Origin of the sequence: Faecalibacterium sp. An58, assembly GCF_002161515.1 — a bacterium.
GTDB classification, from domain to species: Bacteria; Bacillota; Clostridia; order Oscillospirales; family Ruminococcaceae; genus Faecalibacterium; species Faecalibacterium avium.
Window position 1 is genome coordinate 188,834 of record NZ_NFHX01000002.1, and the last position, 24,685, is coordinate 213,518.

At 52.0% G+C, this 24,685-nt stretch carries 21 protein-coding genes; 16 read left to right on the forward strand and 5 right to left on the reverse strand.

Translation table 11 applies throughout. From position 1 onward, the window contains the following. Positions 1 to 12: 12 nt before the first annotated feature. Complete coding sequence (rpsF, locus tag B5G12_RS03360; protein ID WP_087228751.1) at positions 13 to 297, reverse strand: 30S ribosomal protein S6; 285 nt, start codon at positions 295 to 297, stop codon at positions 13 to 15. Positions 298 to 460: 163 nt separating this feature from the next. Next, positions 461 to 1,756 carry a galactokinase gene (locus B5G12_RS03365; RefSeq protein WP_087323787.1) on the reverse strand — a complete coding sequence of 432 codons (1,296 nt, stop codon included), beginning with the start codon at positions 1,754 to 1,756 and terminating at the stop codon, positions 461 to 463. Between the two features lie 281 nt (positions 1,757 to 2,037). On the opposite strand from B5G12_RS03365, the gene B5G12_RS03370 reads away from it, so the two are divergent. From B5G12_RS03370 to B5G12_RS03425, 11 genes are all read left to right on the forward strand, one after another. Further along, positions 2,038 to 2,910 carry an AraC family transcriptional regulator gene (locus tag B5G12_RS03370; protein ID WP_087323789.1) on the forward strand — a complete coding sequence of 291 codons (873 nt, stop codon included), beginning with the start codon at positions 2,038 to 2,040 and terminating at the stop codon, positions 2,908 to 2,910. 20 nt (positions 2,911 to 2,930) lie between these two features. Then, on the forward strand, positions 2,931 to 4,574 hold the full coding sequence (rlmD, locus tag B5G12_RS03375; RefSeq protein WP_087323791.1) for a 23S rRNA (uracil(1939)-C(5))-methyltransferase RlmD: 1,644 nt from the start codon (positions 2,931 to 2,933) through the stop codon (positions 4,572 to 4,574). Between the two features lie 692 nt (positions 4,575 to 5,266). After that, positions 5,267 to 5,581 carry a hypothetical protein gene (locus tag B5G12_RS03380; protein WP_087323793.1) on the forward strand — a complete coding sequence of 105 codons (315 nt, stop codon included), beginning with the start codon at positions 5,267 to 5,269 and terminating at the stop codon, positions 5,579 to 5,581. A gap of 19 nt (positions 5,582 to 5,600) precedes the next feature. Beyond that, positions 5,601 to 6,068 carry a hypothetical protein gene (locus tag B5G12_RS03385; RefSeq protein WP_144064087.1) on the forward strand — a complete coding sequence of 156 codons (468 nt, stop codon included), beginning with the start codon at positions 5,601 to 5,603 and terminating at the stop codon, positions 6,066 to 6,068. Continuing rightward, positions 6,068 to 6,400 carry a hypothetical protein gene (locus tag B5G12_RS14285; protein WP_144064088.1) on the forward strand — a complete coding sequence of 111 codons (333 nt, stop codon included), beginning with the start codon at positions 6,068 to 6,070 and terminating at the stop codon, positions 6,398 to 6,400. The genes B5G12_RS03385 and B5G12_RS14285 overlap by 1 nt, the downstream gene beginning before the upstream one ends. Positions 6,401 to 6,413: 13 nt before the next feature. Further along, positions 6,414 to 8,441 (forward strand): hypothetical protein, encoded by a 2,028-nt coding sequence (locus B5G12_RS03390; protein WP_087323797.1) that lies wholly within the window; start codon positions 6,414 to 6,416, stop codon positions 8,439 to 8,441. A 1,209-nt stretch (positions 8,442 to 9,650) separates the two neighbouring features. Beyond that, entirely contained in the window at positions 9,651 to 9,863 is a 213-nt protein-coding gene (locus B5G12_RS03395) for a helix-turn-helix domain-containing protein (protein ID WP_087323799.1), read from the forward strand. Between the two features lie 30 nt (positions 9,864 to 9,893). After that, complete coding sequence (locus B5G12_RS03400) at positions 9,894 to 10,853, forward strand: restriction endonuclease subunit M (RefSeq protein WP_242955911.1); 960 nt, start codon at positions 9,894 to 9,896, stop codon at positions 10,851 to 10,853. Continuing rightward, a complete protein-coding gene (locus B5G12_RS03405; RefSeq protein ID WP_087323803.1) occupies positions 10,853 to 14,884 on the forward strand; it encodes an Eco57I restriction-modification methylase domain-containing protein in 4,032 nt (1,343 codons plus the stop codon). The genes B5G12_RS03400 and B5G12_RS03405 overlap by 1 nt, the downstream gene beginning before the upstream one ends. 36 nt (positions 14,885 to 14,920) lie before the next feature. After that, complete coding sequence (locus B5G12_RS14290) at positions 14,921 to 15,547, forward strand: hypothetical protein (protein WP_144064089.1); 627 nt, start codon at positions 14,921 to 14,923, stop codon at positions 15,545 to 15,547. 1,050 nt (positions 15,548 to 16,597) lie between these two features. Further along, a complete protein-coding gene (locus B5G12_RS03425; protein WP_002584949.1) occupies positions 16,598 to 17,818 on the forward strand; it encodes a Mef(A)/Tet(V) family efflux MFS transporter in 1,221 nt (406 codons plus the stop codon). A gap of 80 nt (positions 17,819 to 17,898) precedes the next feature. On the opposite strand, the gene B5G12_RS03430 is transcribed toward B5G12_RS03425, so the two are convergent. Then, positions 17,899 to 18,699 (reverse strand): helix-turn-helix domain-containing protein, encoded by an 801-nt coding sequence (locus B5G12_RS03430; protein WP_002575858.1) that lies wholly within the window; start codon positions 18,697 to 18,699, stop codon positions 17,899 to 17,901. A 78-nt stretch (positions 18,700 to 18,777) separates the two neighbouring features. Next, positions 18,778 to 19,041: a hypothetical protein gene (locus tag B5G12_RS03435; RefSeq protein ID WP_002575859.1), complete on the reverse strand. Its 264-nt coding sequence runs from the start codon at positions 19,039 to 19,041 to the stop codon at positions 18,778 to 18,780. A gap of 228 nt (positions 19,042 to 19,269) precedes the next feature. Here B5G12_RS03435 and B5G12_RS03440 point away from each other — a divergent pair, with 228 nt between their 5' ends. The 5 genes from B5G12_RS03440 to B5G12_RS03465 all read left to right on the forward strand — a co-directional run bounded on the left by B5G12_RS03440 (position 19,270) and on the right by B5G12_RS03465 (position 23,110). Then, positions 19,270 to 19,683, forward strand: a complete 414-nt coding sequence (locus B5G12_RS03440; protein WP_002575860.1) for a cysteine-rich VLP domain-containing protein — start codon at positions 19,270 to 19,272, stop codon at positions 19,681 to 19,683. A gap of 111 nt (positions 19,684 to 19,794) precedes the next feature. Beyond that, positions 19,795 to 20,190 carry a replication initiator protein A gene (locus B5G12_RS03445; protein ID WP_002575861.1) on the forward strand — a complete coding sequence of 132 codons (396 nt, stop codon included), beginning with the start codon at positions 19,795 to 19,797 and terminating at the stop codon, positions 20,188 to 20,190. 173 nt (positions 20,191 to 20,363) lie between these two features. Further along, a complete protein-coding gene (gene mobV / locus B5G12_RS03455; RefSeq protein ID WP_002575862.1) occupies positions 20,364 to 21,308 on the forward strand; it encodes a MobV family relaxase in 945 nt (314 codons plus the stop codon). Between the two features lie 4 nt (positions 21,309 to 21,312). Then, entirely contained in the window at positions 21,313 to 21,504 is a 192-nt protein-coding gene (locus B5G12_RS03460) for a hypothetical protein (RefSeq protein WP_321118048.1), read from the forward strand. A gap of 94 nt (positions 21,505 to 21,598) precedes the next feature. Then, on the forward strand, positions 21,599 to 23,110 hold the full coding sequence (locus tag B5G12_RS03465; RefSeq protein ID WP_002575864.1) for a recombinase family protein: 1,512 nt from the start codon (positions 21,599 to 21,601) through the stop codon (positions 23,108 to 23,110). Positions 23,111 to 23,686: 576 nt separating this feature from the next. On the opposite strand, the gene B5G12_RS03470 is transcribed toward B5G12_RS03465, so the two are convergent. Continuing rightward, positions 23,687 to 24,685, reverse strand: coding sequence for an AAA family ATPase (locus B5G12_RS03470; RefSeq protein WP_158099674.1), 999 nt, complete (start codon positions 24,683 to 24,685; stop codon positions 23,687 to 23,689).

A 24,685-nucleotide genomic window follows, 5' to 3' on the forward strand; every position in this document is an offset into this window, starting at 1 on the left:
TACTGTGTGGAATTAGCCTTCCTTTGCAACGATCAGGGAGCGCATGACGCCCTCGGTGATCTTGTACACGCGGTCCAGCTCGGCGGGGAAGTCGGGCTCACTGGTGAAATTAATCACAGTGTAGACGCCCTCGTTCTCGTCGTTGATGGGGTATGCCAGACGGCGCTTGCCCCACTCATCGATGGAATCGATGGTACCGTTGGCCTCGATCAGGGACTTGAACTTGCCCACCAGAGCGGCGGTAGCCTCGTCATCGAGGGTGGCGGTGGTAATCAGCATGGTTTCGTACTTTGCCATTTTTGTGCACCTCCTTTTGGACATAAGGGCTTCGGATGGAAGCCAAGGGTCTGCGGGGCATCCCGCAGGGCTGCCTTTGCAGACAGCAATTCATTATACCAAGAGGATGCGGGATTGTCAATCACTTTTTTGGGATTTTTTGCGCCCTGCGCCAGCCGGCCTGTCACCTGATGGCCAGCCCTGCCCCCTGCTCCCGCAGCGTGAGGATGTGGCAGCTGCCGGGGCCGAACACCGAATCCATGGCGGCACAATAGCGCTCCAGACAGTTCGCAGGCACAAAAGCCTGGATGGTGCCGGCAAAGCCGCCCCCCTGCATCCGCCAGGCGCCGCCGCTGTCCTCCAGGATATGCTGGCTGAGGGCCAGGGCCACCGACAGGGACTGGCGGCGCGGATCGGCGCTGCTGTAAACGTTCTGGCAGAGGGTGAAGGAAGCATGGCCGCTCTGGCGCACCAGCCGGAGAAATTCTTCAAAGCGGCCCGCCCGCAGGGCCCGGTGCTCGGCCAGGGTGCGGGCGTTCTCCTCAAAAAAGTGGACGGCGCGCAGGCAGGCCCGGTCCCCGCAGCAGGCGCGCACCCGGGACAGCTGCGCCCAAAAAGCAGCCTCGTCCACCTGCCCCAACACCTGACAGTCAAAACAGGCGGCCACCGCTTCCATCTCGCGGCGGATGGCGGCGAACTCGGCGGTCAGCTCACTGTGACTGCCCCGGGTATCGGTGACGCACAGGCTCATCCCGGCGGGCAGAAGCTCCCGGGTGTGGATCTTCTCCACCCGGGGAGACTCAGGGTCCTGGAAGTCCGCAAAGACCACCCCGCCCAGCGCGCTGGTCAGCTGGTCCAGCAGGCCGCTAGGCTTGCCAAAATAAATGTTCTCGGCGTACTGGCCCAGCCGCGCCACCTGGGCCGGGGTCAGCCCGCAGCCGTACATCCCGTTCATCACAGCCCCCATGGCCATCTCGAAGGCCGCCGAACTGGACAGCCCCGATCCCCGCAGGACGCTGCTGACCGTGTAGGCATCGTAGCCGCCCACCGGCCGGCCCAGCCCGCGGAAGCCCTCGGCCAGTCCGCGGATCAGGCTGGCGGAATGGGTGGACTCCTCCGACCGGGGGTCCTGCTGGGACAGGTCGATGACATCCAGCTTGTTGAAGCCCCAGGACTTGACGCGGATGTAATGGTCGGTGTTGGGCGAAGCGACCGCCACCAGGTCCAGGTCCACCGCTGCGGCCAGGCCATAGCCGTGCTGGTGGTCGGTGTGGTTGCCGCCCAGCTCGGCACGGCCGGGGGCGGTGTACAGCTCCACCTGCCGGCCGGGGCCAAAATAGCACTCGAACTGCGCCAGCGCCTGGCACCATCTGTCCCGCTGCCGGGCCAGCACCTCCTCCGACGGGCCATACAACGCCCTTAGGACGTCATCCCAGACGCCCGCCCCGATCTCCTGCCGCCGCTGTGCGCTTGTCGCCATATTCTCTCCCCCTGTGCCCGCATTCCTGTGACGGCCCGCCCGGCGGACAGGCCCTTTCGTTTGCCTGCAATGCAGGGGCAGGCCACGCAGGCCCGCCCCGGGATCTTGCTTCTATTGTAGCGTATTTGCACCATTTTTGCAAATTTTCACAGAGAAAAGCGGACATTTTCAGCGGCAAAGCCAAAGTTCAGGATGTACTTTTGTTGAATTTGCGCCGTCGGATATGGTATACTGGTATCGCTTTCCCTGTTGTACGAGTTTGCGTTTCAAAGGAGGCCCCTATGCCGGAGGTTTATAAACAGTCGTTCAAACAGAATTATACCAACAATGTGGACCTGTCCGTCTTCAACTGCGGGCTGGAGCGCTGCGCCCCCGGCCACACCTGGGGCCCCGGCATCCGGGACCACTACCTGATCCACCTGATCCTTGCAGGCAAAGGCACGTTTCAGACCGGCGGCAAGACCTGGGAGCTCAACCCGGGGGACCTGTTTTTTGTCCGGCCCAATCAGCTGAACACCTACACCGCCGACGCCCAGCAGCCCTGGGAATACTGCTGGGTGGGCTTCAACGGGATCAGCGCCCACCGGCTGGCCTCTCTGCTCCCCTTCTCGGACGAGCAGCCGGTCCACCATACCCAGCGCCCCGAGGAGATGTATCACGCCATGGAGAACATTTACCGCGCCCGGGGGCTGCGGGTCCAGGATGAGACGGCCATGGTGGGGTATCTGTACCTGTTCATCGCCGCCCTGATGGATGAGACCAGCGAGCGCAAGCCCCACAACACCAACACGTCCAGCCAGTATGTTCTGAATGCCATCAAGTACATCCAGTTCAACTATTCCCACGATATCTCCATCGACGATGTGGCCAAGAGCGTGGGGGTCTCCCGCAGCCACCTCTACCGCGTCTTTATGAGCAACGTGGGCAAAAGTCCCATCGACTACCTGACCGAATACCGGATCAACGAGGCCTGCAAGCTGCTGCGCACCGGCAGCCTGTCCATTGCCGAGGTGGCCATCTCAGTGGGCTTCTTTGACCAGTTCTATTTTTCACGGGTGTTCAAACGGGCCAAAGGGATGCCGCCCAGCAAATACGCCGCCCAGCAGGCGGCTGCCCCGGCCGATGACAGTCCCGCTCCGGCCGCCGCGCCGTGACCAGTCCCAAGGAGGGAACCATGCCTTTACAGAAAAACCAGATCATCCCCCTCGCCATCCAACGGCTGTCCAGCGACGGCAGCGGCGTCGGCCATTGGGAAGGCGAGGCGGTCTTTGTGCCCGGCACCGCTCCCGGCGATCAGATCCAGGCCCGGGTGGTGAAAGACTGCAAGCGGTACGCCTTTGGCATTGTGGAGCAGATCGACCAGCCCTCCCCCGACCGCATCCCGGCGGACTGCCCGGTAGCAGGCCCCTGCGGCGGGTGCAGCCTGCGCCACCTGCGCTACCAGGCCGAGCTGCAGGCCAAACAGGCGTCGGTGGCAGACGCTTTCCAGCGGATTGGCGGCCTGGACGTCCAGGTGGAGCCCATCCTCCCCTCCCCCCAGGTGGACCGCTACCGGAACAAAGTCCAGTTCCCGGTGGGTTTGGACAAGCAGGGCAAACCCTGCATCGGGTTTTATGCCGGGCGCAGCCACCGCATCGTCCCCTGCGGGGACTGCAAGTTGCAGCCCGCCATCCTCAACCGGATCGGCCAGACCCTGTGCGGGCTGTTCGGGGAATACGGCATCCAACCCTATGACGAAGCCACCGGGCAGGGGCTGGTACGGCACATCTTCCTGCGCCAGGGCGCCCACAGCGGCCAGATCATGGTCTGCCTGGTCTGTACCCGGCCCAGCCTGCCCCATGCCCGCCAGTGGGTGGAGCAGCTGCGCAGCCAGTTCCCCGACATCGCCACCATCCTGATCAACGTCAACCGGCAGAACACCAATGTGATCCTGGGCTCTGAAAATCACATTCTCTTTGGCCCCGGCTCTATCGAGGACACCCTCTGCGGGGTGCCTGTCCGGCTGGGCCCTTTCTCCTTTTATCAGGTGAACACGCCCGGCGCAGAACAGCTGTATGCCGTGGCTGCCGCCTATGCAGACCTGCGCCCCGACGACCTGCTGCTGGACCTTTACTGCGGCATGGGCACCATCGGACTGTCTATGGCCGGCCGCTGCCGGGAGCTGGTGGGGGTGGAGATCGTTCCCGAGGCCATCGAAAGCGCCCGCGCCAACGCGGTCCGGATGGGTGGGGAGATCGCCGGCAAAAGCCGCTTTTTCTGTGCCGACGCTGGCCAGGCAGCCGCCCGGCTGGCCGCCGAGGGCCTGGCCCCCGATGTCATCATCGTGGACCCGCCCCGCAAAGGCTGCGACCAGGCGACCCTGGACGCCGTGGTCCGCATGGCGCCCCGCCGCCTGGTCTATGTCAGCTGCAACCCCGCCACCGCCGCCCGCGATGCGGCCATCCTGACCCGTGAAGGTTACCGCGTGGAGAAAGTGCAGCCGGTGGACATGTTCCCACGGACGGGGCATGTGGAGACGGTAGTTCTCTTAGGTAGGGAATTAGAGAAAAGCCGCGAACATGTCTACTTGGACTATGAGCCGTCAAAAGAAATTGATCTGCCCGGCGGCGCGACCTATTCCGAGATAAAACAATGGATACAGGCCGAATACGGTTTGAAGGTGTCCAGCTTGTATGTCGCACAGGTTAAACAGAAGCACGGTATCATCGAGCGGGAGTGTTACAATAACCCAAAATCCGAAAATGTCACGCGGCCGCAGTGCCCGCCGGAAAAGGAAGCGGCAATTGAGGCAGCGTTGAAGCATTTCAAGATGATCTAACGGATTGCTCTTAGATTCTGAGCCGGAGGCAGAGCCACCGACAGGTTCAGTTAAGTATGGCGGTCAAATCGTGATCGGTTTGCAAATAAGACTCTCCAGCGCACAAACACATGCGGGACGGACAAAGAAAATTGTACAGCATAAATCACCAACGCCTCGAGAAAAAGGCGGTGGCGATTTATGCTCTGAGACATTTGGGCCTCATATGATGTATTAGCCCTTCTCCATTTTGAGAGGGACTATTTCCCCATAATTATGCATCGATATGCTCAGTATATTTTGTGCAATCCTACAAAAAATTTTACGCAATCTGATTAAAGTTGGAAAAAGCCTGATTTATGAGGTTAAATCGGATTTTATGAAATCAGTCGGAATCTTGACTAAACAGAGAAAAAGTAGTATGCTAAAAACACAAGGAAATATCGAGAAGATAGCCACCGAATGAAAAATCTAATATAAAACTTATTTGGGCAAACACCATATGACCCGACGGATTTCTCCTGGTTGCCGCCGGCGATGGTACTGACACCGGAGTGCGGGCGAGCGGACAAGTCCAAGAGCAAAAACCGCAAACAAGGATCCTACAACGACCCGGACAGCAGCGCAAATAGATACGTAATACGTGTCTATTTGCGCTGCTTTTTTATTTTCAAACTTATCTAGACTACATCATCATCAAGGAGGAAAACACCATGACAATCAACGAACGAGTACACAGCATCGCAAAAACAGGCTGGAACAGCCCCGCAGTAGATATGGCTAATCCTGATAAACCGGCGAGCATCGAAAAGATGATCCTACTGGCGTACGAGATCGGTCGCGAGGAAGCAACAAAAGAAGTTTCCAACGCGTACGCCAATCTGCTGCACAAGATCCGCGAGCGAGCAGACCAGTGTCGATACCATCACATGGTCCGTAGAATCATCGGAGATACCAAGTACCTCTATCATTCTGACTATGCAGGCCGAGTGGCTAAAGAGTTCGGCGGCGACCTCGCAGATGTATGATAGCGAGGTGATAAGCAGAATGAAAGATTATACAACCATGACACCGCGACAGTATTCGGCAGCCCGCCGGTCTTTGCCATTTGGCGCATACATGCTCCAAGCTTCTGGCAATCCTGATTGGCGCAAAATCGGCCGTGGAATGATTGCAGCGGTAGACGGCAGCACATATGGGCCGATGATCTACCCTGGCAAGGTTTATGCAATCGAGATCCATAACGGCCAGATTGGATTTGCGTCCTACAGGCGTAAGCCGCGAGACGATGAGCCATATAGTTATAATTACGGTCGGCTGTGTGCCGTACATGGCGACTATGAGATCGACAGATGGCCTATGACCTACGACGAGATGATCGCCGACGCTCGGACAGCATATCCGACGCTCTGGTCTCCAGGTCCAATCGACTGGTACCGTGAGTATGGCTTGTCCTATAACGAGACCACTGGTGAAGTACACAACCCGCTAAACTTGAAAGAGGAGGAACACTAATGACAGAACTACAGAAATTACACCGGGACAGAAGAGATGCCGATATTATTTCAGGTGCAGTGCTGATTATCACAGCACTAGATGATTATGAGGCAGTCTACCCATCTGCAACAGGAGCTAAAGCCCGCCGAAATGTATACGATATGCTTGTGGCGTGCGGATTAAAAATGACCACTCTGCAGGACCGGAAGGAATCTGTCGCTCGTGCGATTGGCGAAATGACATGCCAAGCTGGAAAACGCGAGCTGCGCGAGATGCGTGCTGATATTGATCGATTAAGAGGTAAACGACGAGCGCTTAATACGCATTCCAATGTTACCTCGAAAAAATAAGAGGTAACATAAGATGACAAATACAAACATACACTCCGATCCACCTCAACAGAATATTGACTCTACCACACATACCTCGGCAACACAGTCGCAGCAGCCCACAGCACAACCTGTGCCTCAAGTAAAGCAGCAGACGCAGCCCACAGACCGCGACAGCCTGATCAACAGGGCTGCAGATGGTGTGATTGACACGCTCGACAGATTGACTCTCCCTGATCTGCTCGATCGGTCGGGCGATGTACCTGAGCAGATCCGCGGCCAGATACTCTCGGCGATGGTCATATTGTTCGAACTTGAAAACCAGGCGCGGCCGCGTAATGCGAAGCTCAAGCCTCCTCAGGCATTGCCTGGATACATTGTCGCTCGTATTATCATGCGTACAGGTGCTATCCGCCTCATGCAGACAGGCACAAGCGGCCACAAGATCATTGCCAAGCAGTACCACAGAGAGGCAGACGCCTGGAAGTGGTCAGGTACGTATAATGTTGTCGACGAAGACGATAACACGAGCCAGGTTATGATGATCTTCCAGCGTCTTTGCCCGAACGGGACAAAGCAGGACATCGCGACGTTTATCCGCGAACTGTGCAAGGCGCCGTGCGTATATTTGCAGGACGACAACATGCTGATCTGGTTCCGCAACGGCGTCTGGGACTACCGCACAGGGAAGCTGACCAAGTATGACGACGAGGATTTTGATGCAAAATACCCAACGCAGATCAGCCTCGGTAAGCTGCCGGTATATCATCCCGAAGGACCAGGTGCTGTGCTCCATAAAGATGCATCAGGTGTTTACGCTGAGCCTGTTATCCACAACGACAATGACGGGACAGACTGGCACCCTGGACAGATGCTGACAGATCCTTTTGATATGACAACTGACGAGGGCAAAGCCAGCAACATGATCATCTGGCAAGCCATGCAGTTTATGGTGCGGCGTCTCAACGGTGCACCCGGCCTGTATCACTTTTGGGTCAACGGCAACGGCCGTGGGCACAACGGCAAGAGTGCCATCTGGTCTATGATGCGCCGCCTGATCGTCAAAGATACACAAGATCAAGGTGATGATGATTTGCGCAGCGATGCACAGCGCGTCATCCCTGCGTCTGTCGAGTCGCTCGGCAAGGATTACAATTTGGCCCAGAACATTCTTACGGCCTATGCCATTGTCGGTGAAGAGTCCGACAGCGGTAGCGGCACAACATACGTTGACCAGTGTGCTACGGCTAAGATGCTGGCCCGCGGACAGGAGATGCCGTTCAGAACCATCTACGGCAAGCCGTTCTCGTATACGTTCCGAGGACTGCTGCTGCAGCAGTCGAACAAAGCCCCCATCTTTGCGGAAAAAAACGACAGCATTATTTCGCATACTGTCGTCATCCGGTTTGAACGATCTTTTGATGACTCTCGCCCGTATATCAAGTCTGATTACGTGCTGCGTGAGGAAGTAGCAGAGTGGCTGGCCTATAAGCTGACCATGGGTATGCCTTGTTATGATGCTTATGACGCCAAATCGCTGAAAGCGCTGGAGCCCAATAAGCGCGAGATGTTGACAGAGTCTATGCCGTCTCTGAGATTCCTGGACGATGTTGTGCCTAGTCTCAAGATGCGAGTGATGCCCCTGGAACTGCTGTACGAGATGTATGTGCGGTGGTGCGATGTTACCGGCGAGCGTGAGCAGAGCATGCGCGTGTTGCGCGATGACCTCGAGCAGTGGGCCAACAACAATGCGTATGGTGTTGAGTTTTTTAAGCCGGGCCGCCGAGTGCGCACTGACATGGATGATCTGAGATACGTGCAATCCCCTCTGTCAGATTACAGAGAGACTCGCAAACACGGCCGCAACAAATTCTGCAACCCCAACGCATGGGGGCTTATATCACCTGACAAGGTGCGTCGCTACGCAGGTAGCCTCAACACAGATGAGATGTGCTACGTCGACAATACGGGCAAAGCTAAGCCGCGGCAGTGGAACAAGGGCGGCCTCATCCGTACAACCCCTTGGCAGCAGCTTGCCAATGACGATACAACCGAAGAATAAAAGCATAGACCACGCTGGATGTACAGCGTGGTCTTTTTTGTCCGCACAAACTCCGGGATAGGAATACAGGGCAGAGGCGATCAAGACCTTTACGAGCATACCATCACTCGGCCTCGCTGCTCATTCCATCTTCACGTGTGCACTCGTGTGCACTCGTGTGCAAACGTTTTGCACACATGTTTCTTCTCATTTATCAGGCTTTTTATCCTAAAAACAGCACTTGTGCAGTGTGTGCACTTTTTTTCTGACATTTCTTATATATATACACATATATAAAACCTATATAAAACATAAAAATGTTATATATATAGGTTTTATAAGAAAAAACTGCACAAAGTGCACACAATGAAAATTCTTGCCATTTATGAGTGTTTTTTGCTTGAAATCGCGTGCATTTTAACTGCACACCGAGTGCACACACTGCACACAATCGACGATATGAGCTTGATATTATCAGTGACGTCATGTGTGACTGCTGAATGATATGCTGGCTGGCTGCATCTGTTTCGCTCCTGCCTGTATCCGCTCCACCGTGCGTCCGCCGGCGGTCTCGTGTGTGTCTGTATCGTCCGTCCTCTCGACCTATGGCCAGGAGTGAGCCTCGCAGTGGGCCAAGCTAGGCCCAAGAGTGAGCCATTCTGTGGGCCATAACGAGCCCAAGAGTGAGCCGCGCTGTGGCCCATGATCGGCCCAAGGTTGAGCCACACTGTGGGCCGAAAGTTGCCCAGCAGTTGATATAATTGTTCTATTTTTCGCCGCCGAGAGGGCGGCATGGGCACCCCGTCAGGGGCTTGTAAGAGGGGTACCGGCTATGCCGGGCGCAGCGAAGCTGCGTCACCCCCTCTTATGCCCTTTTTTGTTTTACCCTGCGGAGCTGAGCCCGGACAGGGCGAACGGAGCTCATGCCGCTCCAGCACTGAGCGGAAGGCAGTGACTGCCTGCGCAAAAATCGACGGAAATGGTGTGATCCGAAAGCACAACAGGTGACAGGGCGGCCACGAAGCCGCGCCAGTGCTAGACACAGACGTCACCATTTGCCGGAGTATGTGACGCAGCAAGTAACAACACATTCAAATCAATATCGATGGTGACGGATGAATAATATCGCATTTCAACACAGATGGTTCTTTCACTTTCATTGAAATTATCACGAGTTCGTGATATAATTTAATAGACACCTACAAACCTGTAAAAGGCTGGAGGATACTTATGGCAGTTCAGTATAATAAGCTATTTAAGATGATGATCGACCGAAAGATGACCAATAATCAGTTAGCTAAGCAGGCGGGGGTCAGTTTGAATATTATTACCCGTCTGAAGCGGGATGAATATATTGCCATGCAGACCATTGAGAAAATCTGTATCGCTCTGGACTGCGGTGTGGATGATATCCTTGAGTTTATCCCGGAGTCCCAACAATGAGTTGCCATAATGATAGAGAGGAGGCGTATCATGCAATTTGAAGAAAAACTGGATGTGATCGAAGAAGATATTGCTCAATACAGCCGTGAACTGCTTGATATCCTTCTAAAAGACAGAACAACAAATGAGAACATTATCTGGGCAACCAGTGACTATATCTCCCATGGGGAGCTTTATGCAGCGACAGAGCAAATCTACGCCAGCCTGATCACTGGCGTTCATTCTAAGCTGATTCAGCCTCGTGTAGCAAAGGCACATGAGCAAAAAAACAGCCGCACCAGAGATAAGGCGGAAGTGTTTACCCCTTCCTGGATCTGCAACGCGCAAAACAACTTGGTGGACGAGCATTGGTTTGGTCGGTCTAATGTGTTTAATATCCAGCAAGACAGCACCTGGACGGCAACGAAACAGGTCGTGTTTTCTGAGGATAAGCAGCACACCTGGAAGCATTATGTGGATGCACGGAGAATTGAGGTTTCCTGCGGTGAGGCCCCCTATCTCGTGAGCCGCTATGATACTGTAACCGGTGAGCCTATCGAACTTTTTTCCAGAATTGGTTTACTGGATCGCAAGCTGCGTGTGGTGACCGAAAATGCCTCCGACGAAAGCGAATGGCTGAAATGGGCGTATCGAGCTTATGAAAGTGTGTACGGTTTTGAGTTCCAAGGTGACAACTTATTGCTTGCACGAGAAAACCTGCTGTATACTTTTATTGACTATATGCGGTATGCACTGAAGCGCACACCTACGCTCAATGAGCTTAAAAAAGTGGCTACCATCATTTCCTGGAATCTGTGGCAGATGGATGGGCTCACCTATGGCCCACCGCTCTGTGATATTCAGGAAGAGATGAACCAGCTTTCTCTGTTTGACTTTATAGAAACAGAAACACTGATTGTGCAAAAGCCTGCACAGTCACGGTGCAAAATCAAGGATTGGCGATCCAAAGTGATCGTGGAATACTACTCTTTGGTGAAGGGGGAACGATAATGGAAACCGTATTTGGAACTTCTTTTGAGTACAAATTGATTTATGTTTTTGCCATCAATGACGAGACCCATAAAGGACTTTTGAAAATTGGTGATACGACAATTCAGTCAGACGCTTCCATTGATGCCCTGTTCCCCAACTGTAAGGCGCTGAATCAGGCGGCGCTGAGCCGGATTAAGCAGTACACGAACACAGCTGGTATTTCTGCCCAGCTGCTACATACCGAGTTGGCTGTCCGTCTTGTTAGAGGCAAGGATGGACAGCAGGTGTTGAAAGCTTTCCGGGACCATGATGTACACCGGGTGCTGGAGAACTCCGGCATCCCCAAGAAAAAGCTGAAAAACTCCACCAGCAGAGAATGGTTTGAGGTCGATCTGTCCACCGTCCTGAAAGCAATCGAAGCGGTAAAGAAATGCCAGCCTAACCTGTCCGGCATGGGGACAGGTACAGGGTTTACTCCCATCGTGTTCCGCCCGGAGCAGGAAGAAGCCATCGAGAAAACGCTGAAGCAGTTCAAAACGGGAAGCCGGATGCTCTGGAACGCAAAGATGCGTTTCGGCAAAACCCTTTCTGCCCTTCAGGTGGTTAAGAAGTCTGGCTTTGCCAAGACCATTATTGTTACTCACCGCCCTGTGGTGGACGATGGCTGGTATGAGGATTTTCAGAAGATTTTCTATAATACCGATGACTACACCTACGGCTCCAAGGGCCACGGGGCTGCCATCGAAGATCTGCTGAACAGCGGCAAAAAATTCGTCTATTTTGCATCTATTCAGGATCTGCGTGGTTCTTCCACCGTTGGAGGCAAATTCGATAAGAACGATGCAGTGTTCTCACTGGACTGGGATCTGGTCATCGTGGATGAGGCCCATGAAGGAACCACCACCGCCCTGGGCGATGATGTCATCAAAAATCTGGTCAAGGAAGGAAACGGCTACAATACCAAGTTCCTTGCCCTGTCCGGTACGCCGTTCAATATTCTCAAGGAATTTGACGATAACATCTACACCTGGGACTATGTGATGGAGCAGCAGCGCAAAGCACAGTGGGACGAGCTGCACTTTGGAGATTCCAATCCCTATGACGAGTTGCCGGAGCTGAAAATCTACACCTACGATCTGGGTAAAATCCTGACCGATAAAAGCTATGTGGAGCTGGAGGACAAGGCGTTCAATTTCCGGGAGTTTTTCCGTGTCTGGACTGGTGATATCAAGCACGACCACAAGGCCATGCCAGCTACTGCACAGGTGGGCGATTTCGTCCACGAAAGCGATGTTTGGAGCTTTTTGAACCTAATTACAAAAGACGACCCAGACAGCCACTATCCTTATGCCAACGAAGAATACCGCAACCTGTTCCGCCATGCCCTTTGGATGGTTCCCGGCGTCAAAGAGGCTAAGGCCCTGAGCAAGCTGATGAAGAAGCATCCGGTCTTTGGCTGCGGTGCATTTGATATTGTCAATGTGGCCGGTGACGGTGATGAAGAGGAACGCTCTGAAGACGCGCTCCAGAAGGTGCGGCAGGCTATCAACGGCGCTGGAAACGACGGCTACACCATCACCCTTTCCTGCGGCAAGCTGACCACCGGTGTCACGGTGCCGGAGTGGACGGCTGTGTTTATGCTGGCCGGATCGTTCTCCACTTCTGCCGCCAACTATCTGCAAACCATCTTCCGGGTACAGTCGCCCTGCAACAAGGACGGCAAGATCAAACGTTGCTGCTATGTGTTTGACTTTGCCCCCGACCGCACCTTGAAAATGGTAGCGGAATCTGCGGCCCTGTCTACCAAAGCGGGCAAGGCGAATGAATCCGACCGTCGAATCATGGGAGAGTTTTTGAACTATTGCCCGGTGATTGCGGTGGATGGCACGGTGATGAAAGCCTATGACACCAATCGCCTGCTCCAGCAGCTGAAGCGGGCCTATGCGGAACGGGCTGTACAGAACGGTTTTGATGACACCAATCTATATAACGATGAGTTGCTGCGCCTGGAAGAACTTGATATCGAGAAGTTCAATAACCTAAAAAAGATTGTCGGCACATCCAAGGCAGCACCTAAGGCCAAAGAAATCGACATCAACGCCCAGGGCTTTACGGATGAAGAATACGAAGAACTGGGCCGGATTGAGAAAAAGCCCAAGCGGGAGCGCACACCGGATGAAGAAAAGCGTTTGCAGGAGATGAAGGAAAAGCAGAAGCTCAAAAATAATGCGATTTCCATCCTGCGTGGTATTTCTATCCGTATGCCGTTGCTGATTTACGGCGCTGATATTCCCATTGACGAGGATATCACCATGGAAAAGTTGGTGGACATCGTGGACGATTCCTCCTGGGAGGAATTTATGCCTTCCGGTGTCACCAAAGAGATGTTCAAAAGTTTCATCAAATACTATGACCCGGAAATCCTTGTGGCTGCTGGTCGCCGGATTCGCATCACGGTTCTCAGTGCCGATGAGCTTTCCCCCACGGAGCGGGTCAAGAAAATTGCACAGCTGTTTGCTTGCTTCAAAAACCCGGACAAGGAAACCGTTCTGACCCCGTGGCGGGTAGTGAATATGCACATGAGCGACTGTCTGGGCGGCTATGACTTTTACGACGAAGCTCACGAGCAGATGGTAGATGAACCACGCTTTGTGGATCGTGGTAAAGTGACCGCCGATACCTTTGCAAACGCAGGTGCCCGCGTGCTGGAAATCAACTCTAAAACCGGCCTGTATCCCTTGTATGTAACATACAGCATTTTCCGCAGCCGGTGCGCCGCCTGTTCCGAAGAAGAACTGGATGATGCAAAATTGCAGCAGCTTTGGGATGCAGCTGTGCGGGAAAATGTGTTTGTGATTTGCAAAACGCCTATGGCCAAGCAGATCACCCGGCGCACACTGGCTGGATATCGGGATATTCCGGTGAACGCCCATTATTTTGATGACCTGATCAATATGATGAAGAATAAGCCCCGGCAGTTTGTTGACCGGGTCCTGAAGCCCAGCTATTGGAAGCAGGAAGGGGTGAAAACCATGAAATTTGATGCTGTAGTAGGCAATCCGCCGTATCAATCCATGACAAATGGAGGCTCTGACTCTGGCAGAGCTGCACGGCAGGCAGCTCCTATCTTTAACTACTTTGTAGAACAGGCAAAGATGTTAGAGCCTGGATATGTCTCTATGATCATTCCAGCCCGTTGGTATAACGGCGGTATTGGATTGAATGCCTTCAGAGCCGATATGCTGAACGACAAACACCTTACCAAACTTGTTGACTTTGCAAACTCCAAAGATTGCTTTACAACGGTTGATATTGGCGGAGGCTTATGCTATTTCCTTTGGGAAAGAGACCATGAAGATGAATGCCTTGTTATTAACATGAATTCAGGCGAACAGGATGCACTCCGGCGCTCTCTGAATCAATATGGAAATTTGTTCATACGCTCCAACAAGGCAATTTCAATCATTGAAAAAATCAGGGCAAAAGCTGATTCCTTTGTGGATGAAATGGTTTCTGCAATCGACACATTTGGCATCCCCTCAAAAGTGCGGGGGCATGAGGAGTATACGGAAGGAGATATTTTGCTCGTCCATAGCGACGGAGCCAACAGTTCCAAAACGAGCTATATTTCCAGGGATGTTGTCACCAAGAACGCTCATTTGATTGACAAATATAAGGTTCGCATATCTATTTTGGTTCCGCAGAATGGCGAGGCAGGAGTAAAGTCCGAAAAAGGCTATCGCTCAATGTCTACTCCTCACCTTGTCTATCCTGGGCAAGTGGATTCGTTCTCTTATCTGAACATTGGCTTTTTTGACAATGAAACTGAGGCGGAAAACTTCAGAAAGTATATGATGTGTAAGTTGCCACGCTTTATGATGCGGACAACTTATTCCTCTGCACACATTTCACAGAGTAATTTCATTTTTGTCCCCAAAATGGATTATACTCGTTCTTGGACAGACTCCGAGCTATATGAGTATTTCGGCCTTTCAGATGAAGAAATCAAGTTGGTCGAGTCCACAATGCGCCCGATGACAGATTCCTGATTTCCTATTCCCAAGAAAAATTAAGGAGGTGGATATATGAGCAAACAAGACCGAAAGCTATTTTGGGATACCTTGAACGGACTGCATGAAAACTCGCAGGAATGTTGGGATAAATTAAGAGCGGTTTATAAGCCGCCTGAAATGCTGTGCCGATTTCGGTCAGTAAATAAAAACACTTTACAACAATTACAAGAAAACAAATTGTTTTTCTCATCAGCAGATAGATATGATGATCCATTTGATACCTATTTTTATATTGATTATGCCAAAGTTAGAAGTGGGATTAACTCTTTGAAAGCCTTGGTGCATACTGAAAGTCCACAACAAATTGCGTCAATTTTAGAGAAAAACGGATTCCAACATCTTGACAACGATTTCTTGATGTCGATGATCGAAAGCCTAAAACAAACTTCTCCTAACCTGCCTGAAATGGAAAAGGATTTGTCAGAAGTAAGAAAAAAGGTTCAACAGCAGTTGTTCTCTATTTGCTTTTGCGATGATCCTCTTAATGAGAGCCTTTGGCTAAAATATGCTGATAATCATAGTGGATTTGTCATGATTTATGATATGCTTGACCCCGATGTATTTCAATGCGGAAGAGAAGCACACTGCGGAAATTGTTTTATGAATCAGATAAAGCCAAATGTTTATCCAGTCTATTAGGTCAGTTTACAAGGAACTACACGCAGACCGTGAAACGGGCTGCTGACAACAAACGGCGCTATGCTCCCGGCTGGGTGCATAGCACCTGTTTGTTGCGGGGGTTTCCAAAGGGGGCAGCGCCCCATTTGGCACACGACTTTGCGGAGCAAAGTGTAGTGTGTTATACGCTCTGTCGGCGTTGCCCTGAAAATACCGTTGCCGCCGGGGAGGGCAAGGGCATTTGACGCGGCAGGAAAGCAGGGCTTTGTTTGGGGCTGGTAAGCCGGAAACAAAGGGCTGATTTCAGCAGCAGACAGGGCGTATTATGAAAGCCCCCGTCCCTCGTCCTCCGCCCCCGGCCTATGGGACAAAAAGTCCCAAAGCTCTGGACACCGTGACCAGATGTGTGGCCACACTCCGGGAAAAGTAGCAGGACGGCAGGAAACCGTCAAGGCTGAAATGAATGGGCTGACGCCCGGCCTTGACCGTTCCCCGCCGCCCCGCTGGATGGGTGGACAAGGTGGCCAATCCCTAAAAGTGTTTGGCCGCACTCGTTCATTTTGGGGCCTTTCTTCTCCCAAAATTGAAATGGGCGGGAAAGCCCTAAAATGGCTTTCCCGCCTTGATTACCCATTAGCAAAGACGGGCGAGACTGTCAACGGCGGCGCTGAAAGCGCCGTTCATCTTGACCGTTGACTGGCTCGCCTGGCTTTGCTACTGCCCGTAAGAGATGGAAAAACAAGATGGAAAACAAGGTTAAAAATGGTTGACAAGTCTATCGGATGTGTGTTATACTGTGCGACAGTTTGAGATTGGAAGGAGGCTTACGTGTGTTAATTTGTGTACGCTAATAAGCAATAAAAAGTAGAAGTACCTTTCCACATGATGGTGGGCTTTTTTTGCGTGCGTATGCAAAGGAACACGTAGGTTTGACACGAGCAGTCTTTGAACTGTATCGTGGTGTTTTTTCGTGCTTTGTTGTTATGCAGGCGTCTGCCCTCTCTGTGGGACAACGCCTGCTTTTTATTGCAGAAACAAAGGAACAATGCAATAAAAAAGGAGGTTCGCATTATGACCCAAAACAACAATTCATGGAGAAAAACTTATTTTACACTTCTTGCCGGACAAGCAATATCCTTTATTAGCAGCGGTATTTTGCAAATGGCCATTATCTTTTATTTGGTTGCGAAAACTAATTCTGCAATCATATTGACGGCGGCAACACTGATTGGATTTTTGCCGCAAGCCTGTTTAGGCCCGTTTGCAGGTGCTTTTGTTGACCGGCACAGCCGTAAAAGCGTAATGATTGGTGCGGATTTGATAATTGCCGCCGCTGGCGGTATTCTGGCGCTGGTGGCGTTTTACATGGAATTGCCCGTATGGTCTATTATGGTTGTCCTGTTAATCCGAAGTGCGGGAACTGCTTTTCATTCTCCAGCATTCAGCGCAGCAACACCTATGATTGTGCCAAAAGAGGAACTTACAAAATGCGCTGGTTACACGCAGACCATGCAAGCAGTAAGTGCGATTATCAGTCCAGCTGCCGCAGCGTTTTTATATGCTGTTTGGCCTCTTAATGCAATTATATTGTTAGATATTGTGGGTGCAATCCTTGCCTGTGTGACTGTTGCGATTTCGTCCATACCAACGCCTGAACTATGTCCAGAAACGAAAAGACAACAGTTTTTACAGGATATGAAAGAGGGGTATGTGGTATTAAAGCAAAACAGGGGCCTCTTTGCTCTGCTCTGGATTGGTGTAATTTATATGTTCTTTTATATGCCAATCAGTACGCTTTTTCCTCTCATCTGTATGTCATACTTCAAAGGAACACCGGCCCATGCCTCTGCCGCTGAAATTGCTTTTGCGGTTGGTATGCTGCTTGGCGGAGTCATTCTGAGCATTTGGGGCGGTTTTAAGAAACGGCGGTACACCATCGGTCTTTCCGTTCTCCTGATGGGCGTTAGCAATATGCTCTCCGGGCTTTTGCCGCCAGACGCATTTCTTGTCTTTGTTGTGTGCTGTACTGTTATGGGAATTTCCGCTCCATTTTACGGTGTGCAAAATGCGATTTTTCAAGAAACGGTCAAACCAGAATATCTGGGGAGAGTTTTTTCTCTACTGACAAGCGCCGCTTCCCTCGCCATGCCGTTTGGCCTTGTCATTTCCGGGCCTCTGGCGGAGCGGCTGGGAGTTGAGAAATGGTTTGTCATTTGCGGAATTGGCATTATCATCGTTGCGCTTGCCGTATTTTTACTACCCGGTTTGAGAGAGATTGACAATACGCAATAATCAACTGCACCTTTTTCTATTACTAAACAAAATGCCTGGATGGTGGTTCTGAAAAACCAGAACCGCCGTTCAGGCATTTTTTATCTTCGTCCTCTCTGCGGTTTTGGATTCTTCAGCAAGTCGGATTTTTCCGCAATCTTTTTCAGCCACTTCCGTTCTTCTACTGACAGCTTCCTAAAATTCAGCTTGAGCCGTTTGCAGATAAACGCCAAGTACGCTTGTTCCGTGTCGCTGTCCTGGCTGACGATTTCACCAGCAGTTTCCAGCATTTCTTTTAGCGGGTTATCCTCTGGGACGCTGAAAAAATCGTCCTTGTGTGTTTCCCGCAGAGCAAGGGCAATCCCGTTTATGTCCCGTTGTATCACATAGCGGCAAAACTCGTCCTCATCAATATGGGCGGTGATAAGCTGTCTTAACTGCGTATCACTCATGCCAGGATTATGCTTTTTTATAACAGTTGCGCTCATCGTGTCCACTATGGCGTTTGCACCCTGCGCCTGTTTCAGTGCCGTTCCGTTCACATAGATTTCAAGGTCAGCCATCAGCCGGGGGAAATCCGGGTGCGCCGCCAGCTCACACAGCAGGGTATTGTCTATCCTCCCGCTTTTCAGCAGGTCAATCATTTCATCACTCAAACGCAGGTCTGCAAGATCGGCGTTTGGGTGATTTTTCATTTCAGACAGCCCCAGCAGATAATCAGCGGTCACACCGTAAAACTTCGCCAGCCGGATAAGGGCATAGTGGCTGATGTCCTTGAAGTCTTCCGTTTCGTAACTGCCCAGCGCAGACTTGGAAAGCCCGGTCTGCTCCGCAAGCTGCCCCAGCGTCAAGCCACGCTCCACACGTAGGTCTTTTAATCGCTCTTGTATGGATAAAGACATATTCACCCTCCTTGCTAGCTCAACGAAAGAGAAGCCGTTATGCTATGTACTATGCTCATAGCATAACGGCATAGGCATTTACAGTTTTATTTTACCATTTGCTACATCTTCACGAAATTTATCAACAAGCTTCGCTGTCAGCTTGGATTTACCGTAGTGTTCAAGTACAAAAGTACGATAACTTTTTCCATCTACAAGCACATCACTTTTTCTGGTCAACAACCAATTTCCGTTACCTCCTCCCTGTTCTCTAATATTCCAGTCTTTCCCATATCTTTTATAGATTTCATCTTTTTTACCTTGAACAGACATTGATTCGCTTGGAATATAAACAATTTGCATAATAGCTCCTCCTTTATTTTGTGCAAGAAGACCAGAAACCTGAATTTGTCTTTTATCTTTTTTTTATTATATCACAAATCCGAGAGCGTGGAAATAGGGAGTTTTTCAGGCTGATTTCCTACCTCTTGGATATACGGCACAGGCGGTCAAAAAGGTGTAGACTTGGGATAGTTCATCGATGGACAAGCACCTTGGAAACAGAACACGCCAAAGAAAACGGAGGGACGCATGAGCAAAAGACCCTATCAACACCTGCCGCCGCTGGAACACAGGCCGGACGGCTCCCCCTACCGCATAACCCCGCCCCAGAAGAGACGAGCCAGCGGCCTGATACGCCGGGAGTGCTGCAACTGCGAGGACGGAAACTGCCTTGCGCTGGACGATGGCGACACCTGCGCCTGTCCGCAGATGATTTCGTTCTCCGTCTGCTGCAAGTGGTTCCGCTGGGCGGTCTTGCCGCTGGACAGGACGCTGGAAGCGGAGATTTACCGGGACAGGGACTTGAAACGCTGTGCGGAGTGCGGCGGTGTGTTCGTCCCGAAGTCCAACCGGGGCAAATACTGCCCGGACTGCGCCGCCAGAGTTCACAGGCGGCAGAAAACAGAAAGTGAACGGAAAAGGAGGTCTGCTGTGGACAGTTAAGAGCGGGAAAAGCCTTGATTTGCAAGGCTCCGCAAGCCCTCAACCGGGGCGGCTGGTATCATTTATCATTCGCCCCGGAAAACGGGCCTCTAACCGTCCACAAAACACGCTATGACAAACACGATTTATATTCACCAGCCGGAAAAGGCGTTCAGTTTCACCCGGCTCCCCAATTTCCTTTTTGAAGCACCCACATTCCAGCCCTTGAGCAACGAAGCGAAGGTGCTGTATGCCTTTGTCCTGCGCCGGGCGGAGTTGTCCCGGAAGAACGGCTGGGCGGACGAGTACGGGCGGGTCTACCTGTACTACCCCATCTGCGAGGTGGTCGCTTTGCTCCGCTGCGGGCGGCAGAAAGCGGTCAACACCCTGCGGGAGTTGCAGTATGCGGGGCTGGTGGAAATCCAGAAACAGGGCTGTGGAAAACCCAACCGCATTTACCCGAAATCCTATGAAGCGGTTCCAAACACCGACTTCAAGAAATCCGGTTATGGTACGCCGGAGGGCTGAAAACCGTACTTGGCGAGTACGAAAATCAATCCTCTTGAAGTACGGAAATCTGACGGTATATAGAAATACAGAGATTAAAACCATCTATTTACATTCATTCCATTCCAATCCTATCAGAGATATTTTCGGCGGGAAAACCCGCCGGAAAGGAATGGAATGGGGAAAGGAGTTCAATGGCACAACACGCAATTTTGCGATTTGAGAAGCACAAGGGCCACCCGGCGGGGCCGCTGGAAGCCCACCATGAACGGAAAAAGGAGCAGTACGCCAGCAACCCGGACATTGACACCAGCCGGAGCAAGTACAATTTCCACATCGTCAAGCCGGATGGCCGCTACTACCATTTCATTCAGAGCCGCATCGAGCAGGCCAGATGCCGCACCCGCAAGGACAGCACTCGGTTTGTGGACACGCTGATTACCGCCAGCCCGGAGTTTTTCAAGGGCAAGTCCCCAAAGGAGATAGCGGCCTACTTCCAGAGGGCGGCGGACTTCCTCATTGACCGGGTGGGCCGGGAGAACATCGTTTCGGCTATGGTACACATGGATGAAAAAACGCCCCATCTGCACTTGGTCTTTGTGCCGCTGACAAAGGACAACCGCCTGTGCGCCAAAGAAATTATCGGCAACCGGGCCAATCTGACGAAGTGGCAGGACGATTTTCACGCCTGTATGGTGGAGCAGTACCCCGACCTGGAGCGTGGGGAAAGCGCCAGCAAGACGGGCCGGAAGCATATCCCCACCCGGCTGTTCAAACAGGCGGTCAACCTCTCCAAACAGGCGAGGGCCATTGAAGCGGTTCTCTCCGGCATTACCCCGCTGAACGCCGGAAAGAAGAAAGAGGAAGCCCTCTCCATGCTGAAAAAGTGGTTTCCGCAGATGGAGAACTTCTCCGGGCAACTGAAAAAATACAAGGTCACAATCAATGACTTGTTAGCGGAAAATGAAAAGCTGGAAGTCAGGGCAAAGGCCAGCGAAAAAGGCAAGATGAATGACACGATGGAACGGGCGAAGTTAAAAAGCGAACTGGACGATATGCGGCGGCTGGTTGACCGTATCCCGCCGGAGATTTTAGCGGAACTGAAACGGCAACAGCGGCAGCATGGAAAGGAAAGGTGATCTTATAAGTAATATCAGATACAAAAAGGAAATCGAAATCGTGACTTTTCAGGGAAAGGAAATCACACTGGAAAATCTCTCCCCGGTGTTCACGCCGGAACAGGAAGCAGCCAAACGCCGGGAACTGGAACAGCAGCTTTATGAGGTGTTCCGCAAGTACGCCGACAAGCGGGAGAGTGAGGAAGCCGGGACATAAGGTTTTCCAAACCCATCATTGATTTGCGGGGCTGCTGGCGGTATAATAGAACTGTCAGCAGCTCCGTTTCTTTTTTAAGAAAAGGAGCGACAATATGAACAATCGGATAGACGCAATCTATGCAAGACAATCGGTAGACAAAAAGGACAGCATTTCCATTGAAAGCCAGATTGAATTTTGCAAATACGAGTTGAAAGGCGGTAACTGCAAGGAATACACAGACAAAGGGTACAGCGGCAAGAACACAGACCGTCCGAAGTTTCAAGAACTGGTGCGGGACATCAAGCGGGGCTTGATTGCAAAGGTCGTGGTTTACAAGCTCGACCGTATCAGCCGTTCCATTCTGGACTTTGCCAACATGATGGAGCTGTTCCAGCAGTACAATGTGGAGTTTGTGTCCTCTACGGAAAAGTTTGATACCTCCACGCCGATGGGACGGGCCATGCTGAATATCTGTATCGTGTTCGCCCAGCTTGAACGGGAAACGATACAGAAGCGGGTAACGGACGCTTACTACTCCCGCAGTCAGCGGGGCTTTAAGATGGGCGGGAAAGCCCCTTACGGCTTCCATACGGAGCCTATCAAGATGGACGGTATCAACACAAAGAAGCTGGTGGTAAACCCGGAGGAAGCGGCCAATATCCGGCTGATGTTTGAGATGTACGCCCAGCCCACAACTTCCTACGGGGACATTACCCGGTACTTTGCCGAACAGGGGATTTTGTTCCATGGCAAAGAGCTGATACGCCCCACGCTGGCGCAGATGTTACGCAATCCTGTCTATGTGCAGGCAGACCTTGATGTGTACGAATTTTTCAAAAGTCAAGGTACAGTCATTGTCAATGACGTTGCCGATTTTACGGGCATGAACGGCTGCTATCTGTATCAAGGGCGAGATGTAAAGGCCAGCAAGAAAAACGACTTAAAAGACCAAATGCTGGTACTGGCTCCCCATGAGGGTATCGTCCCCTCCGACACCTGGCTGACCTGCCGCAAGAAGCTGATGAACAACATGAAAATCCAGTCTGCCCGGAAAGCCACCCACACATGGCTGGCAGGAAAAATCAAGTGCGGGAATTGCGGGTATGCTCTTATGAGTATCTACAATCCCTCCGGCAAACAGTATCTCCGCTGCACGAAACGGCTGGACAATAAAAGCTGTCCTGGCTGTGGGAAAATCATCACTTCGGAACTGGAAGCGGTTGTTTATCAGCAGATGGTAAAGAAGCTGGCAAGCTACAAGACGCTGACAGGAAAAAAGAAAGCGGCAAAGGCAAACCCGAAAATCACCGCCCTGCAAGTGGAACTTGCCCATGTAGACAGCGAGATTGAAAAGCTGGTGGACAGTCTGACGGGGGCAAACAATGTCCTGTTCTCCTATGTGAATGTGAAGATAGCGGAACTGGACGGGCGCAAGCAGGAACTTCTGGCAAGGATAGCGGAGTTGACTGTGGAGGCCATCAGCCCGGAACAGGTCAGCCAGATTTCCGGCTACCTCGATACCTGGGAGAATGTATCTTTTGATGACAAGCGGCGTGTGGTGGATTTGATGATCACCACCATAGCCGCCACAAGCGACAGCTTGAACATCACATGGAAAATCTGACTGGCGGCACCCCTCCCGTCAGATACCTACCCTGTGTAGTCCCTTGTAAACTGTACTTTATTCTGATGTTAAATATGATGCAACCAGATATGCTATTGGTGTGCAAGCGTTCAATGTGCTTCCTCCGCTGATACAAGAAAAACTATCTGTTTTTATAAATTTAGACTGGGAAATCGAAAAGATCTCGCTAATTAAGAAGAAATGCCATGAATATGATCAAGAATGGCGCATGCTATGCCCAATCGTGGGACCTAATCGCCCTTGTATCAAAATGAAACCCAGTAGTATTGCCCTTGGTCTGAGAATGCCAGAGTATGAGCGAAGATTGGTCATTTCTGCTGCAAAAGTGGCAGGTATCACCTCTATCAATGAAATTATTATCGGTGACAACGACAATCTGACGATGAGACCTATTGCTGAATAGGTATAACATCTGAGAGTCGATCATATTTCAGAAAAGGCCGTTACCCACAAGAGGGCAACGGCCTTTTCTGCTATCTGCGCTTTTTCTTCTTTATCCCATGGTTTGCCTGTGTCCGAGCCTTCCGGTAGTGTCAACAGGTCTCTTATTGTACTTTATCTAAATTCTTCCTGTCTGCGTTTGTCTGCATCCGGTGGCTCATACTCGAACACATAGCGCGGCGCATCTGGGTCATCATAGATCATGTCTTCAATCATCGTGCCGATCTTGGATTTCATCCAGCGGGCGCCGAGGCCCTTGTGCAGAGCAATACGCGCCAGCATGATCAGGGCATCTGGCGCGATATCGACAGGCCGGTCAAGCAGCAGTGAGAGGCGGTCGGCCTCATCTTTGCCGATCCGTACCAGGTCCCGGATTGTCAGAGAATCCATGCAGACAATACGGTTGATGCGACCCGCAAGCTCGGCCCGCATACCGTACTTGATCAGATCGTCAACTGTGATCTCTTCGGTCTGTATGTCTCCGGCGGGGGCGGTTACGGTGCCGAACCCGATGTGTTTCTGGCCAATCGCCTTGCGCTCACGCAGCCGCGAGAACGCGCCAAGCATCACTACAGATACACCGGCACAGTCAACCGACAGGGCGCTGTTGCTGTCATCGCCAGCGCCAAAAAAGAGCGTGTCATGGTCGCACAGGCGAAGCAGTTGATTTTGTATCAGATCGCTGTAATTGGTGCCCTGGGCGCCGTATTGAGGCTCCAGCACTTTGTCAAATTCGTCAAGGACAAGGATGCAGCGGCCACGGCGATCCGGACGGATCGATCTGAATATGGACGAGATCTTGTTGCTGCCGCGCCAGCCTTCTGCTGTCAGTGTCGATGCGTCGATAATGTGGACGTTGCCGGCGCTGTATTCGCGTCGCAGTGCACGCCAGATCTCAGTCTTGCCGCAGCCGGTCGGTCCCGCAAACAAGGAGACAGAAGGGCGGCGCTCAAAATGGTTGTACACGATCATGGCCGCGGCCCGGCAGGCTGCGTCTTGGCCCACGATCCCGCCGACGTCGGAGTGCAGCCATTGCTCGATATCCTTGGGCGACCAGTTGTCGATCTTGCCGTCGGCTATGGCCCGCTTATAGTCTCGGACGCTCATTTCCAT